This window comes from Pseudoclavibacter sp. JAI123 (assembly GCF_013409665.1).
In the GTDB taxonomy this organism is placed as follows: Bacteria; Actinomycetota; Actinomycetes; order Actinomycetales; family Microbacteriaceae; genus Pseudoclavibacter.
Map to the genome: position 1 here is coordinate 754,733 of NZ_JACCCM010000001.1, position 15,202 is coordinate 769,934.

Annotated in this window: 16 protein-coding genes; 14 read left to right on the forward strand and 2 right to left on the reverse strand. The window is 69.0% G+C overall.

All coding sequences use genetic code 11. From position 1 onward, the window contains the following. Window positions 1-46 precede the first annotated feature (46 nt). From HDC34_RS03670 to HDC34_RS03710, 9 genes are all read left to right on the forward strand, one after another. Window positions 47-232 carry a hypothetical protein gene (locus HDC34_RS03670; protein WP_179555902.1) on the forward strand — a complete coding sequence of 62 codons (186 nt, stop codon included), beginning with the start codon at window positions 47-49 and terminating at the stop codon, window positions 230-232. Window positions 233-363: 131 nt separating this feature from the next. Next, on the forward strand, window positions 364-807 hold the full coding sequence (locus HDC34_RS03675) for a PaaI family thioesterase (RefSeq protein ID WP_249312679.1): 444 nt from the start codon (window positions 364-366) through the stop codon (window positions 805-807). Between the two features lie 92 nt (window positions 808-899). After that, complete coding sequence (locus HDC34_RS03680; protein WP_179555904.1) at window positions 900-1,337, forward strand: DUF3151 domain-containing protein; 438 nt, start codon at window positions 900-902, stop codon at window positions 1,335-1,337. A gap of 146 nt (window positions 1,338-1,483) precedes the next feature. Then, window positions 1,484-2,770 (forward strand): adenylosuccinate synthase, encoded by a 1,287-nt coding sequence (locus HDC34_RS03685; protein ID WP_179555905.1) that lies wholly within the window; start codon window positions 1,484-1,486, stop codon window positions 2,768-2,770. Between the two features lie 73 nt (window positions 2,771-2,843). Next, entirely contained in the window at window positions 2,844-3,647 is an 804-nt protein-coding gene (locus tag HDC34_RS03690; protein ID WP_308807258.1) for an alpha/beta hydrolase, read from the forward strand. Between the two features lie 78 nt (window positions 3,648-3,725). Further along, a complete protein-coding gene (locus HDC34_RS03695) occupies window positions 3,726-4,133 on the forward strand; it encodes a DoxX family protein (RefSeq protein WP_179555906.1) in 408 nt (135 codons plus the stop codon). Window positions 4,134-4,181: 48 nt separating this feature from the next. Then, window positions 4,182-5,762: a CYTH and CHAD domain-containing protein gene (locus tag HDC34_RS03700; RefSeq protein ID WP_179555907.1), complete on the forward strand. Its 1,581-nt coding sequence runs from the start codon at window positions 4,182-4,184 to the stop codon at window positions 5,760-5,762. Between the two features lie 41 nt (window positions 5,763-5,803). After that, window positions 5,804-6,598: an SDR family NAD(P)-dependent oxidoreductase gene (locus tag HDC34_RS03705; protein WP_179555908.1), complete on the forward strand. Its 795-nt coding sequence runs from the start codon at window positions 5,804-5,806 to the stop codon at window positions 6,596-6,598. Then, window positions 6,595-7,158, forward strand: a complete 564-nt coding sequence (locus tag HDC34_RS03710; protein WP_179555909.1) for a pyridoxamine 5'-phosphate oxidase family protein — start codon at window positions 6,595-6,597, stop codon at window positions 7,156-7,158. The genes HDC34_RS03705 and HDC34_RS03710 overlap by 4 nt, the downstream gene beginning before the upstream one ends. Window positions 7,159-7,179: 21 nt before the next feature. Here HDC34_RS03710 and HDC34_RS03715 read toward each other — a convergent pair whose 3' ends face one another. Then, entirely contained in the window at window positions 7,180-8,367 is a 1,188-nt protein-coding gene (locus tag HDC34_RS03715) for an ROK family protein (RefSeq protein ID WP_179555910.1), read from the reverse strand. Window positions 8,368-8,541: 174 nt separating this feature from the next. Here HDC34_RS03715 and HDC34_RS03720 point away from each other — a divergent pair, with 174 nt between their 5' ends. From HDC34_RS03720 to HDC34_RS03740, 5 genes are all read left to right on the forward strand, one after another. Continuing rightward, window positions 8,542-10,071 (forward strand): sugar ABC transporter ATP-binding protein, encoded by a 1,530-nt coding sequence (locus HDC34_RS03720; protein ID WP_104310319.1) that lies wholly within the window; start codon window positions 8,542-8,544, stop codon window positions 10,069-10,071. Continuing rightward, window positions 10,068-11,162, forward strand: coding sequence for an ABC transporter permease (locus HDC34_RS03725; RefSeq protein ID WP_179555911.1), 1,095 nt, complete (start codon window positions 10,068-10,070; stop codon window positions 11,160-11,162). Before HDC34_RS03720 ends, HDC34_RS03725 begins: the two co-directional genes overlap by 4 nt. Window positions 11,163-11,254: 92 nt before the next feature. Beyond that, window positions 11,255-12,328 carry a substrate-binding domain-containing protein gene (locus tag HDC34_RS03730; RefSeq protein ID WP_179555912.1) on the forward strand — a complete coding sequence of 358 codons (1,074 nt, stop codon included), beginning with the start codon at window positions 11,255-11,257 and terminating at the stop codon, window positions 12,326-12,328. Window positions 12,329-12,415: 87 nt separating this feature from the next. After that, window positions 12,416-13,648 (forward strand): Gfo/Idh/MocA family protein, encoded by a 1,233-nt coding sequence (locus tag HDC34_RS03735; protein ID WP_179555913.1) that lies wholly within the window; start codon window positions 12,416-12,418, stop codon window positions 13,646-13,648. A gap of 3 nt (window positions 13,649-13,651) precedes the next feature. Continuing rightward, window positions 13,652-14,662 (forward strand): sugar phosphate isomerase/epimerase, encoded by a 1,011-nt coding sequence (locus tag HDC34_RS03740; protein ID WP_179555914.1) that lies wholly within the window; start codon window positions 13,652-13,654, stop codon window positions 14,660-14,662. Window positions 14,663-14,676: 14 nt separating this feature from the next. Here HDC34_RS03740 and HDC34_RS03745 read toward each other — a convergent pair whose 3' ends face one another. Further along, window positions 14,677-15,177, reverse strand: coding sequence for an Lrp/AsnC family transcriptional regulator (locus tag HDC34_RS03745; protein WP_104310324.1), 501 nt, complete (start codon window positions 15,175-15,177; stop codon window positions 14,677-14,679). Window positions 15,178-15,202 lie beyond the last annotated feature (25 nt).

The window sequence follows — 15,202 nt, forward strand, 5'->3', positions numbered from 1 at the left end:
GCGTCAACCCTTGAGCAGATCTTATTTAGTTAAATAAGCTACATATATGCTCGGACAACGACGAAGGCTCACCCGCACTGCAGTAGCCGACGCTCGACGACGCGCTGAAGACCGCTACTGGGATGTCTACCAGCGGACCGTCATGCCAGGTGAGCTCCTCGCCCTCTGCTTCGTCGGCGCCACGATCTCGATCGGCGTCGCCGTGTCCTTCTTCACCTTCATGCCCTGGTAGCCAGGCGCAGGACCGTCGCGAGCGTGCTCCCGGCCGCTTGGATGTTCGGCACAATCGGCTGGTTCGGCTGAAGGATCGGTGCGAGGCTCCCTGTGTGCATCCGCCTGGGTGCGATGGCGCAAAGGAGCGACATGACCGACCCAAGAACGTTGAGCGGACTCGAGCAGCTGCAGGCGCACCTCGCCAGCGGTGCGGAGATCGCTCCCATCGCCCAGCACTTCGGCATGACCGTCGTGAGCTTCGCCGCGGGCGAGGTCGTCTTCGAGGGGGTGCCCGACCGAACGCACTACAACCCGATCGGGACCGTGCACGGCGGCTTCGCCGCCACCCTGCTCGACTCCGCCTGCGGCACCGCTGTCCACACGACCCTCCGCCCAGGCCAGGCCTACACGTCGTTGGAGATCAAGGTCAGCTTCCTGCGGCCCATGACGGCGGATACCGGGCCCGTGCGCGTTCGCGGTCGGGTCGTGAAGTCCGGAGCGCGCGCGGCGTTCGTCGAGGCGGAGCTTCGAGACTCGACAGACGTGCTCCTCGCCACCGCGACCAGCACCTGCGCGATCTTCCCGGTGAGCTGAGACGCGGCGATCCGCCGGGCAAGCGGAGCGCGCTCTCCACAGCAATCCGCCCCGACCGCGCCCCGAAACATCCACAGGATAGAATCGGGCCCGTGACCGGAACGAATCTCCTCGGCATCCCCGAGACACGCCTCGCTGCTGAGCCAGAGGTCGTCGACGACCTCTCGAACCTGCCTCACGACCAGGCCGCGCTCGCGGCCATCGTCGAGAAGCACCCGGCATCCTCGCTGGCCTGGGCGGCCCTCGCGGATGCGGCGCACGCCGACGGCAACACCATCGCCTCCTACGCGTACGCGCGGGTCGGCTACCACCGCGGCCTCGACGCCCTCCGCAAGGCGGGCTGGCGCGGGCAGGGCCCGGTGCCGTGGTCGCACGAGCCCAACCGGGGAGTCCTCCGTGCGTTCTACGCGCTTCGGCGAAGCGCGGCGGAGATCGGGGAGGAAGGTGAGCCAGAGCGGCTCGCCGATCTGCTGCACGACGCCGACCCTCAGGCGATCACCGAGATCGAGAGGATGCACGCGGCCAGCTAGGCGCCCACCGGCGCGACAGCTCGAGTCACGGCAACACCAGCAGGGAACAGGGCGGGGCCGTCGAGCCGGTCATTCCGACCGCGTGGCTGACGCCACGCACACGACAGGCGCGAGCTGCGCCGATCCGACAGAGAACAGGGGCACACATGCCAGGCGTAGCGATTATCGGCGGCCAGTGGGGCGACGAGGGCAAGGGCAAGGCGACCGACCTCCTCGGCGACCGCATCGACTACGTCGTGAAGTTCAACGGCGGCAACAACGCCGGCCACACGGTCGTGATCGGCAACGAGAAGTACGCGCTGCACCTGCTGCCCTCGGGCATCCTCACGCCAGGCGTGACCCCGGTCATCGGCAACGGAGTCGTCATCGACCTCGACGTGCTCTTCCACGAGATCGACCACCTCGAAGCGCGAGGCGTCGACACCTCGAAGCTGCGCGTGTCCGCGAACGCGCACCTCATCACGGGCTACCACACCACCCTCGACAAGGTCACCGAGCGGTTCCTTGGCAAGCGCCAGATCGGCACGACCGGCCGCGGCATCGGCCCGGCCTACGCCGACAAGATCAACCGCATCGGCATCCGCGTGCAGGACCTCTTCGACGAGAACATCCTCCGCCAGAAGGTCGAAGCCGCGCTCTTCGGCAAGAACCACCTCCTCGTCAAGGTCTACAACCGCCGAGCGATCACGGTCAACGAGATCGTGGATGCGCTCCTCGTCCACGCCGAGCGCCTCCGCCCCATGGTCGGCGACACGTCGCTCGAGCTGTACGACGCCCTCAACGCGGGCCGCAACGTCGTCTTCGAGGGCGGCCAGGCGACGATGCTCGACGTCGACCACGGCACGTACCCGTACGTGACGTCGTCCTCGTCGACCGCGGGAGGTGCGTCCACGGGTGCAGGCGTCGGCCCGACCCAGATCAACCGCATCATCGGCATCGTCAAGGCGTACATCACGCGCGTCGGCGCTGGTCCCTTCCCGACCGAGCTGTTCGACGAGTGGGGCGAGCTGCTCCGCACGCGCGGCGGCGAGTTCGGCACCACCACGGGCCGCCCGCGCCGCACGGGCTGGTACGACGTGCCCGTCGCCCGCTACACGGCACGCATCAACGGCGTCACCGACCTCGTGATGACGAAGCTCGACGTGCTCAGCGGCATCGAGCGCATCCCCGTCTGCGTCGCCTACGACGTCGACGGTGTCCGCTTCGACGAGATGCCCGTCTCGCAGTCGGACATCCACCACGCGAAGCCCATCTACGAGTACTTCGACGGATGGACCGAAGACCTCTCCGGCTGCCGCACCTTCGACGAGCTGCCCCAGAACGCTCAGCTGTACGTGCAGGCGCTCGAGCGTCTCTCCGGCGCCCGCATCTCCGCCATCGGCGTCGGCCCGAAGCGCGACGAGATCATCCAGATCCACGACCTCATCGACTGACCTCAGCCGGCGGCGAGTCGCCACGTTGCGGGCGTGCGCGGCGGGGCTCTCGCGGCCTGAGACAATCGACGACGTGACTAGCGTTCCCGCCGCCCTGACCGTGCTACCCGACCCCCAGTTCGTGATGGTCGGCGACGGCCACCGCATCGCCACCTACACGTGGGGTGACACGGACGCGCCGACCGTGATCGTCGTGCACGGCTTCGCATCCAGCACGAAGGACAACTGGGTCGCGACGGGCTGGGTGCGGGACCTGCTGCGCGCCGGCTACCGGGTGCTCGGCCTCGACCAGCGTGGGCACGGGCAGAGCGACAAGCCCCACGAGGGCCGCGACTACGACATCCGCACGCTCGCCTCGGACGTCGAAGCAGTGCTCGACGCCTACCTCGTCGACACCGCCCTGTACGTCGGCTACTCGCTCGGTGCGCGCGTCGGCTGGGAGGTCGCGCAGGACTTCGCCGACCGTATCCCGCGGGTCGTCCTCGGTGGGGTTCCCGACGGAGTTCCACTGGGGCGCCTCGACATCGGCCAGGTACGCGAGCTCATCGACAATGGCACCCCCGTGCAGGACCCGGTGACGCAGAACTACCTCGCCCTGACGGAGCGGGTCGGCGGCAACGACCTCCGTGCGCTCCTCGCGATCGCCGAGGGGATGCGCGCTTCCGGCAAGGCCGACCCGGACCTCGGCCGCGTCCCGCAGCAGCCGGTCCTGTTCGCGACAGGATCGCTCGACGGCATCATCGAGGGGTCGAAGGCGCTCTCGGCCGCGACGCCACAGGCTCGCTTCTTCGAGATTCCCGAGCGTCACCACTTCAACGCACCCGGCTCGCGTGACTTCCGGGCGGCGGCCCTCGCCTTCCTCGCAGAGGAGAGCTGACCGCCCTCCGCGGCACGTAGCCGACGGCGCCGCACGGCGTCTGGGATGCCTCTCGGCCGCGGCGGGCAGGATGCGGGCATGTCGCCCACGTCACTCACGCGTCGCACCACCAGGCCTGACGGGTCGATCCCGTGGATCGTGGTCCTGCCGTTCGCCATCTCCGGTGTCATCCACCTCGTGAAGCCCGCGGTCTTCGAGCCGATCATCCCGGAGCCGTTGCGAGCGCGCGGACGCGAGCTGGTCGTCGCATCGGGGGCCGCCGAGCTCGCCTGCGCGGCCGGGCTCCTGCATCCTTCGACGCGACCCCTCGCCGGCCTCGCGAGCGCGGCCGTGCTGCTGGCGGTCTGGCCCGCGAACGCGCAGATGAGCGTCGACCTCGGGCGTCGCGCGCTCCGCAAGAGGAACGCATCCTCGTTCGCCGCGTTCGCGATCTCCGTCGCGCGCCTGCCACTGCAGATCCCGCTGATCAAGGCCGCGCTGCGCTGACGCGCTCGAGTCCGACTCCTCGCAAGTTGAGCGCGCTAGCCTTTTCGAATGAGCATCGAAGCGCAGAGCGAGCGGGTCAGGACGCCCTCCGAGCAGCGGGAGATCGAGCGGAAGTACGACATCCCCGAGGGGGCTGGTGAACCTGAGCTGTCGAAGCTCGGCGCTGGACTGCGCGCGGGTGGAGCCAGCACCGAGACGCTCGTCGCTGAGTACGTCGACACCCCAGAGCTCGCCATCCTTGGCGCCCGTTGCGTGCTGCGGCGCCGGACCGGCGGGGACGACGAGGGCTGGCATCTGAAGCGACCGCGAAGCGGAGACGAGCGCATCGAGGTCCACGCGCCCGTCGGCGCCCCGCGACGCATCCCGCCTGAGCTCCGCGCCGAGTTCGCCGAGCTCATCGGCGAGCGACCCGTGCTCCCGCTCGTCGAGCTGACGACGATTCGCACGACCACCGAGGTCCGCGGCGGAGGCGCATGGTCCGCCGGAGGCGCCAGAGATGACGACGACGCGCTCGCCGCCCTCATCTGCGAGGACGTCGTGCGCGCGCGAGTCCTTCGCATCGGCGATGAGCGAACGCTGGAGTGGCGGGAGTTCGAGGTCGAGCTGGCTGAGGGCGCCTCGACTCGGGTCTTCGACGAGATCGAGGCGGTGCTCTTCGACGCCGGCCTGACGCCGTCCGTGCACACGTCGAAGCTCGTGCGCACGCTCGACGGAGTCGAGGCCGCGCAGGCGCCCACGGGACAGGCGACCGCGGGGGAGGCCGTGGTCTTCGCGATCGCGGGCCGCTTCGGGGAGTTCCAGGCCCACGAGGACGGGGCTCGGCGAGATGCCCCGGATGCGGTCCACCAGGCGCGGGTCGCGCTGCGTCGACTGCGCAGCCTGCTGAAGGTCTTCGGCTCCCTCTTCGAAGCTGACGCGGTCAAGCCGCTTGCCGCCGAGCTGAAATGGGCTGGCGGAGTGCTCGGAGCGCCCCGCGATGCCGAGGTGCTTCGTGAGCTGGTCCTGGCGGAGCTCGACGCGGAGGATGATCTCGACGCGGGGCTCGAGGCCGTGGAGCGAGCTCGAACTCGCATCGAGCAGGTGCTCGCGGAGCGCCACGGCGCGGCCCTCGCGTCGTTCAGGGCCGAGGTCGACTCGGACCGCTGGGATTCCCTCCACGATCGTCTGGTCTCGTTCATCACGGCGCCGCCGTTCACGGATGACGCCGATCGACGTGCCCTCGGCGCGGTGCGGCGGTTGACCCGCGGGGCGATCGTCACGGTCGAGCAGCGTGCGGAGCGGGCGCGGAAGAAGCCGAGGAAGCTCGAGCGGTGGCATGACGTCCGCAAGGCGGCGAAGTCGGTTCGCTACGGGTACGAGGCCATCGACGAGCTGCCGGATGCGAAGGCGAAGAAGCAGCGCAAGGAGTGGAAGCACCTCGCGCAGGCGTTCGGCGAGCTCCAGGACGCCGCGATGCTCGACGCGGAGCTCGCCGTCATCATCCAGGACCTCGACGCCGATCACGAACGCGAGCAGGGTGACGCCGGCGCGGAAACGGTCGCCGTCCTCGAAGAGGTGCGCGAGCGCGTCCGGCGTCGCCGGGGCGAGGGCCTCGACACCGCTCGCGACGCGCTCGACGACGTGACCTGAGCTGCATGACGCGGTCAGGCGGTGGTGCCAGGATCGCTGCCATGAACATCGATCTGTCGAATCGCACCGCCCTCGTGACCGGTTCAACGCAGGGCATCGGACTGGCGATAGCCGCGGACCTCGCCGCCGCCGGAGCCACCGTCGTCGTGAACGGGCGCGGTGCGGACGGGGTGGCCGACGCGGTCGCCGAGCTTCGGGGTCGCCTGCCGGACGCGACCATCGAGGGGGTGGCCGCGGACCTCGCGACTGCGGAAGGCGCGTCCACCGTCATGGCGGCGTTTCCGGACATCGACATCCTCGTCAACAACCTGGGCATCTTCGGCAGCACGCCGGCCCTGGAGATCAGCGACGACGAATGGCGTCGCTACTTCGAGGTGAACGTGCTGTCGGCGGCGCGCCTCATGCGCGAGTACCTGCCGGGCATGACGGCACGCGGCTGGGGTCGGGTCATCTCCATCGCGAGCGATTCAGCGGTGGTGATTCCCGAGGAGATGATCCACTACGGCATGAGCAAGACGGCGCTCCTCGCAGTGTCTCGCGGGTACGCGAAGGCGGTGAAGGGCACCGGCGTGACGGTCAACGCCGTCATCGCCGGCCCCACGCACACGGGGGGAGTCGAGGGGTTCGTCGCCGAGATGGTCGGGGATGAGCTCCCCTGGGATGAGGCGCAGCGTGAGTTCATGCGTCGTCACCGACCCCAGTCGCTGCTTGAGCGCCTCATCGAGCCCGAGGAGATCGCGCACCTGGTCACCTACCTGGCGTCGCCGTTCGCCTCGGCGACGACGGGTGGGGCGTTGCGCGCCGATGGCGGCTACGTGGATTCGATCCTGCCGTGAGCCTCGACATCGGAACGGTCGAAATCCTGTGGGGCGTGCTCGAAGCGGCGACTGAGACGCGTACCCCGTTCACGCTCGGCTACCTCGGGACGGTCGGGGCGGCGGGGGAGCCTCGTGTCCGTGCGGTGATCCTGCGCGAGGTCGATGTGCGGGCGGGCACGGTGGCATTCGCGACGGATGCTCGCACCGCGAAGGTGCAGGAGCTGGGGCGGGATCCTCGGGTCGCCGTCACCTTCTACGACCCCGATCGCGACGTGCAGCTTCGTCTCGAGGGCACTGGGGAGGTCGTCCGAGATGCGGACGCGCGGCGTGCGGCCTGGGACGGGCTCGGGGAGGGGTCGAAGCGGCTGTACGACAAGCCGCTGGTGCCGGCCACGTCTCTCGCCGATGTCGTCTCCGACGGCCTGGGTGGGGGTGACGGGGCGGCGTTCGAGCGCTTCGCGTGGGTCCGCGTCGTGGTTGACGCGGTCGACGCCATCGACCTGTCCGGGGTCGAGCACGCACGCGTTTTGCACTCGCGGCGCTCGGACCGCTGGGTCAGGACACGGCTTGTTCCCTAGCAGGCGCGACGGGCAGGGGCGCTAGGCGAGCGCGGCGTCGATGGCCTCCGCCGAGAGCACGTGGTCGATGGCGAGGGCACTGGCCCCCAGGATGGCGGCCTCGCCTCTGGCACGCGAGGCCACGACTCGCAGGTGCTGCGTGGCGAGCGGAAGGGAGCGCGAGTAGACGACCTCGCGGATGCCAGCCATGAGCTGCTCACCGGCTTCGGCGATGCTGCCGCCGATGACGATCATGGACGGGTTGAGCATGCTGACGCACGCCGCGAGGACCGTGCCGACGTCGCGACCGGCCTGACGCAGCGCGCGCGCAGCATCGAGGTCGCCCGAGCGCACGAGCGCCACGATCTGGGCGCTGCCGGACACCTCGACGCCCTCCCTGCGAAGCCGGCGGGCGATGGCGTCGCTGCCGGCGACGGCCTCGAGGCAGCCGAGGTTGCCGCACCGGCAGGGGGTGTCCTCTGCTCCTGGCACCGCGATGTGGCCGATGTCACCCGCGGCTCCTCTCGCTCCGCGTCGCAGGGAGCCGTCGGCGATGATGCCGGATCCGATGCCGGTGGCGACCTTCACGAAGAGCAGGTCGGAGACGTCCGGCCACTCGCTGCGGTGCTCGCCGAGGGCCATGATGTTGACGTCGTTGTCGACGAGCACGGGCGCGTCGAAGTGGGCGCCGAGGCGTCCCGCGACATCGGCGTCGTCCCACCCGGGCATGATGGGCGGGTTGATGGGGCGGCCCGAGCTGAACTCCACTGGCCCGGGGAGGCCGACGCCGACGCTCACGAGCTCGCGTCGCCCACGCCCGGAGGCGGCGAGCATCTCGTCACCCTTCTCGCAGACCCACGCGAGCACCGTGTCCGGACCGAGGTCGATGGGCAGCTTGTCCTCCGAGTCGGCGATGATGTTCGAGGCCAGATCGGTGAGGGCCATCCGCGCGTGGGTGGCACCCAGGTCGATGGCGAGGACGACCCGGCTCTCGGGGGAGAACGCGAAGACCGCAGGCGGCCTGCCGCCTGTCGAGTGGGCCTCGCCGACCGTCACGATGAGGCCTGCCGTCATGAGCATGTCGATGCGAGTGGCAACCGTGGAACGGGCTTGTCCGGTGACGGATGCGAGCTCAGCACGTGTGCGCGGCGCCCCGTCTCGCAGCATCTGGAAGAGCTCCCCAGGTCCTGGCTGGCGCGACACCGGCTTCGGCAGCTGCTCGATGACCATCGGCGTCTCCCTTCTCGAATCGGCGGCCGGTGGGAACCGAACCGACTTCGCCACGTTACCCCGCGGCGAGTCGACGTCGACTGCGACGCTTCTGTGTGGCGGCGTATCTCAATTGTGCAACAGACGTGAGACTTTTGCTTGACCGTCGACAAAAGTGCGCGTAGCTTTCGACACATGGTCAACGAAGACCCCATCTCGGGTCCATCCCCCCTGCTGCAGATGCGCGGCATCGTCAAGCAGTTTCCCGGTGCCCGGGCGCTCGACGGTGTCGACCTCGACGTGCTCCCCGGCGAAGTCCACTGCCTGCTCGGCCAGAACGGCGCGGGCAAGTCGACCCTCATCAAGGTGCTCGCCGGCGCCCACCAGCCGACCGAGGGGCAGCTGCTCCTCGACGGCGAGCCCATCACGATCCCGAACCCCGTCGCGGCCCTCGGCCTCGGCATCGCGACGATGTACCAGGAGCTCGACGTCGTCGACGGCCTGACCGTCGCCGAGAACGTCTACCTCGGGCACGAGCTCGACACGGCGGGCGTCTCGCGGCGTGCCGAGGCGAAGCAGCGCACCAGGGAGATCCTGGCGCGCCTCGGCCACTCGGAGATCTCGCCGTCGACCGAGGTCGGCGAGCTGTCCGCCGCCGGCAAGCAGATCGTCTCCATGGCTCGGGCGCTCTCGCACGACGCGCGCATCATCGTCATGGACGAGCCCTCCGCCGTGCTCGACTCCGAGGAGGTCGCGAACCTCTTCCGAGTCGTCGAGGAGCTCACCAAGGCGGGCGTCGCGATCATCTACATCTCCCACCGTCTGGAGGAGATCCGCACGATCGGCGACCGCATCACGGTGCTCAAGGATGGCCGCACGGTCGCGCAGAACCTCCCGGTCAGCGAGACGCCGACCTCCGAGCTCATCACGCTCATGACCGGCCGCAAGGTCGAGTACCTGTTCCCGGAGTCGCCTGAGCTGCCAGCGGATGCACCCGTGCTGCTCGATGTGCGTGACCTTGCACTCGCAGACACCTTCTCGGACGTCTCCTTCACGGTGTCGGCCGGCGAGATCGTGGGCTTCGCCGGGCTCGTCGGGGCTGGGCGCAGCGAGATCATGGAGACCATCTACGGGGCTCGCACAGCGACGAGCGGCACGGTCACGGTGGAAGGGAAGGCGCTCAAGCGCGGCTCCGTCACCGCCGCGGTGAACGCGGGCATCGGCCTCGCCCCCGAGGAGCGCAAGAGCCAGGGGCTCCTGCTCGACGAGCCCGTCTACCGCAACATCACCCTCTCGACCTTCCAGCGCTTCGCCTCGTTCTCCTGGCTGAAGGAGAGCGACGAGCGCCGCGCGGCGAAAGAGCAGGCCGAGTACCTCGACCTGCGGCCTGCCGGCGTCGAGCGCGATATCCGCACGCTGTCCGGCGGCAACCAGCAGAAGGCGATGCTCGCCCGCTGGCTCGTGCACGGCTGCCGCGTGCTGCTGCTCGACGAGCCGACGCGAGGTGTCGATGTGGGGGCCAGGGCTGAGATCTACGCCCTCATCCGCAAGCTCGCCGACGAAGGGGCGGCGGTTGTCGTCGTCTCCAGCGAGATCCCGGAAGTCCTCGGCCTCGCCGACCGGGTGCTCGTCGTCTCCGAAGGACAGGTCGTCCACCAGGGCCCAGCATCCGCTCTCGATGAGCACGCAGTACTCGACATGGTTATGGAAAGCAGCGCAGCATGAGCACTCAGACTCCCCAGTCCCCTGCCCCGAATGGCGGCTCCCCGTACGATGACGGAGCGATCGCTGCCCCGGCCGCCGACGAGAGTCTTCGCGTCGAGCACGAGGTCGCGAGCGACAACGCCAAGCGGGGCGGCTTCTTCCGGGGCAGCTCGGCCCGCAACTTCGGCCTCATCCTGGCACTCGTCGTGCTCTGCATCGCGGGCACGGTCTCGGCGGGAGAGCGCTTCGCGAGCGTCGACAACCTCATGGTCGTGCTGAGCCAGGCCTCCATCATCGGCGTCCTCTCCATCGGCATGACCTTCGTCATCACGGCGGGCGGCATCGACCTGTCGGTGGGCTCGGTGCTCGGGCTCGCATCGGTCTGGGCGACGACGCTCTCCACGCAGGCCTACGCCGAAGCCTGGGGATGGTGGGTCATCGTGCTCACCTCGCTCCTCGTCGGCCTCGGCGCCGGCGTCGTCAACGGCGTCCTCATCGCCTACGGCAGGGTGGTCGCGTTCATCGCCACGCTCGCCATGATGGTCGCCGCCCGAGGGTTCGCCGAGCTCATCGCGGGCCGCCGCACGCAGATCGTCAACGTCGACTCGTTCCTCGAGACGTTCCGCGGCGACCTCCTCGGCATCCCCGTCATCGTGTGGATCTTCGTGCTCGTCGCCATCGGCGGCTGGTTCCTCCTGAACCGCACCACCTTCGGCCGCCGGACGGTCGCCGTGGGCGGCAACCCCGAGGCTGCGCGCCTCGCCGGCATCAAGGTGAAGCGCCACACGATGTACCTGTACGCGCTGGTCGGTCTCACCGCCGGCATCGCGTCCATCATGATGCTCGCCCGCACAACGGCGGGTTCGTCCACCAACGGCATGCTCTACGAGCTGGACGCGATCGCGGCGGTCGTCGTCGGCGGCACCCTCCTCATCGGCGGTCGCGGCACGATCGTCGGCACCGTCCTCGGCGTCCTCATCTTCGCCACGCTGACCAACATCTTCATCCAGGCGAACCTCGACAGCTCCGTCCAGGCCATCGCCAAGGGCGCGATCATCGTGATCGCCGTCCTCCTCCAGCAGCGCTTCTCGTCGCGGGCCAAGACCTCCTAGCCGCCGAGACGGGCGCGAGCCCTGCATCCCCCAGCTCACCGAACCTCACCAGACCAACTCCCACCAGTAGGACAGCATCAAAGGAGATCCCCATGTCCACGAGTTCCTTCAGGAAGACAGCTTCCCGGAAGCGCCGGATCCTCGCAGCAGGTGCAACGGCCGCTTCGGCGCTGCTGCTGCTCACCGGCTGCCTCTCGAACACCCCGCCAGCGGCAGAGGGCGAAGCGCCAGCCGGCGGCAACGCCACGGCGTCCGACAACGACGCGGCCGGCGAGCCGCTGGTCATCGGCTTCTCGGCCCCCGCTGCCGACCACGGCTGGATGGGCGCCATCACCTCGGCTGCCGAGGCGGAAGCCGCGAAGTACGAGGACGTCGAGCTGCGCGTCGCAGAGGGCACGAATGACGTGAACCTGCAGATCAGCCAGATCGAGGGCTTCATCAACGACGGCGTCGACGCCATCGTGCTGCTGCCCTTCGACGGCGCCGCGCTCACCGAGGTCGCGACGAAGGCGATGGAGGCCGGCATCCCGGTCATCAACGTCGACCGCGAGTTCACGAGCCCCTTCGCCGCCCGCACCACGGTGCTCGGCGACAACTACGGCATGGGCGTCAGCGCCGGCACGTACATGTGCGAGCAGCTCGCAGACAAGCCGGATGCCGTGGTCGCTGAGATCGCCGGCATCGACTCCCTGCCGCTCACCCAGGAGCGCAGCCAGGGCTTCGCGGACGCGCTCGGCGACTGCGGTCTCGAGGTCTCGAACCGTGTCGCAGCTGACTTCACCGTTCAGGGCGGCGAGCAGGCGGCCACGAACCTCCTCCAGGCCGCTCCGCAGATCGACGCGATGTGGAACCACGACGACGACCAGGGTGTCGGTGTCCTCTCGGCCATCGAGAACGCCAATCGCGACGAGTTCTTCCTCGTCGGAGGCGCGGGCTCGGCAAACGTGATGCGCGAGATCCAGGAGGGTGACAGCGTCGTCCAGGCGACCGTTGTCTACCCGTCGACGCAGGCGGCCGACGGCATCAAGCTGGCTCGCCTCATCGCGCACGACCGCTCGCTCGGCGACCTCACGTCGCAGAGCGTTCCGCGCCTCGTGCAGCTCTACGCGCCCGTCGTGACGAGCGAGAACGTCGACGAGTACATCGACGCGGCGTTCGAGTCGTAACCAGACGCCCACACTGTCCACGCGGGGTGGAGTTCTCCTCCTCTCTGACTCCACCCCGCGTCGGCCTCCTGAACGAAAGAGTGAACAATGAGTCAAGACGCACAGCCGGAACTGGGCATCGGGATGGTCGGCTACGCCTTCATGGGTGCCGCACACTCGCAGGCCTGGCGCAACGCGCCCCGGTTCTTCGACCTGCCGCTCGCACCTCGGATGCGTGTCGTCGCGGGTCGCAACGCCGAGAAAGCGGCCAAGGCAGCCGACAAGCTCGGCTGGGCGTCGAGCACCACCGACTGGCGTGAGCTGCTGACACGCGACGACGTGCAGCTCGTCGACATCTGCTCGCCCGGTGACACGCACGCGGAGATCGCGATCGCAGCGCTCGAAGCGGGCAAGCACGTCCTCTGCGAGAAGCCGCTCGCCAACACGGTCGAAGAGGCTGAGCGGATGAACGCGGCGGCCATCGCCGCGGAGGCACGCGGCGTGCGTGCCATGGTCGGCTTCACGTACCGCCGAGTGCCGGCGATCCGCCTCGCGCAGCAGCTCGTCGCGGACGGCCGCATCGGTGACATCCGGCAGGTGCGGGCGCAGTACCTGCAGGACTGGCTCGCCGACGAGAACGCGCCGCTGTCGTGGCGCCTCGACAAGGAGAAGGCCGGCTCCGGAGCCCTCGGCGATATCGGCGCGCACATCGTCGACCTCACCCACTTCATCACGGGACAGCAGCTCAGCGGCGTCTCCGGGCTCGTGGAGACGTTCGTGAAGGAGCGGCCCATCGCCGACGAGTTCGCGGGACTCTCCGGAACCGGCGGCAGCGAGCGGGGGCCGGTCACCGTCGACGACGCCGCGGTCTTCTTCGGACGCCTGCAGAGCGGAGCGATCGCCGTGTTCGAGGCGACGCGCTTCGCGCACGGACGGAAGAACGCCATCCGCCTCGAGATCAACGGCACCAAGGGCTCGCTCGCCTTCGACTTCGAGGACATGAACGTGCTCGAGTACTTCGACGCGACCGGCGACCAGACGACCGCCGGCTACACGCGCATCATCGTCACCGAACCCGACCACCATCCCTTCATCAAGGCCTGGTGGCCCGCCGGCCACGGCCTCGGGTACGAGCACGCCTTCACGCACCAGGCTGTCGAGCTCGTCGAGGACATCGCGGCCGACCGGGCACCCGCGCCTTCCTTCGCGGACGGCCTCGCCGTGCAGCGAGTGCTCGCGGCCGTCGAGGAGAGCTCGTCGAACGGCAGCTCGTGGGTCGCGATCCCCGTGTCCGCCACCTCAGCACCGACACCCGTCGAACCAGAACTCCAGAGGAGCTAGCGCATGTCTCGTCCTGTCACGTTGTTCACCGGTCAGTGGGCCGATCTGCCGTTCGAGGAGGTTGCTCGCCTTGCGGGGGAGTGGGGGTATGACGGCCTGGAGATCGCCTGCTGGGGTGACCACCTGGATCCGTGGCGGTGGGATGACGCCGAGTACATCCAGGGCAAGCTCAACGTGCTGGAGCGCAATGGTCTGCAGGTGTGGACGATCTCGAACCACCTGAAGGGGCAGGTGGTGTGCGACGACCCGATCGACGAGCGGCACCGGGACATCGTGTCCGACCGAGTGTGGGGTGACGGCGACCCGGAGGGCGTGCGGCAGCGTGCGGCGGAGGAGCTGAAGAACACGGCCCGTCTCGCGGCGGCGCTCGGTGTGAAGACCGTCACGGGCTTCACGGGGTCGAGCATTTGGAAGTACGTGGCGATGTTCCCGCCCGCCACGGAGGCGATGGTGGATGCGGGCTACCAGGACTTCGCGGACCGGTGGAACCCGATCCTGGACGTGTTCGAGGAGGTCGGGGTTCGGTTCGCGCACGAGGTGCATCCGTCGGAGATCGCGTACGACTACTGGACCACGAAGCGCGCGTTGGAGGCGATCGGGCATCGGGAGTCGTTCGGGTTGAACTGGGATCCCTCGCACATGGTGTGGCAGGACATCGACCCGGTGGGGTTCTTGTGGGATTTCCAGGACCGCATCTATCACGTGCACTGCAAGGACACGAAGAAGCGCCTCAGCAATGGCCGGAACGGGCGCTTGTCGTCGCACCTTCCGTGGGCTGACCCGAGGCGGGGTTGGGATTTCATCTCGACCGGGCACGGGGATGTGCCGTGGGAGGACTGCTTCCGCATGCTGAACGCGATCGGCTACGAGGGTCCGTTGTCGGTGGAGTGGGAGGACGCCGGCATGGACCGTCTCGTGGGTGCTCCTGAGGCGTTGGGGTTCGTGCGCAAGCTCTCCACGTACCGCCCGTCGGAGGCGGCCTTCGACTCGGCCTTCTCCACGAAGCAGGACTAGCGCACGACCGCGCGTCAGGCAGGCGCGGACGCGGGTGCGCCCTCGGCGATGTCGTCGAGGATTCGCGTCAACCGGTAGGGCACCACCTCGGAGAGCGAGACCGTGGTGCTGGTCCGGGTGACGCCGGGCAGCTCGAGCATCGCCCGCGTCACCCGGTGCAGGTCGCTGGTGTCCTTCGCCACGACGCGCACGAGCAGATCGGCGTCACCGGTCGTGGAATGCACCTCCACCACCTGCGCCATCTCACCGAGCCGCGTGTATGCCTCGTCAGCGGCGTTCTGGCTGAGTGAGAGGGCCACGAACGCGGTCAGGGGAAAACCCAGCGACGTCGCGTCGAGGCGGCGACTCTCAGGGGCGAGCATCCCCTCTCGCTCGAGGCGCGCGAGCCTGGCGTGCACCGTGTTTCGTGCGACGCCCAGCTCGCGGGCGAGGGCCAGCACGGAGGCTCCCGGCTGGTGGTCGAGCGCGCGGATGATCCGCGCATCCAAGGCGTCGAAGCCGCGCTGGCTGGTCATATCTCTCCCTCATGAACGGTCTCCT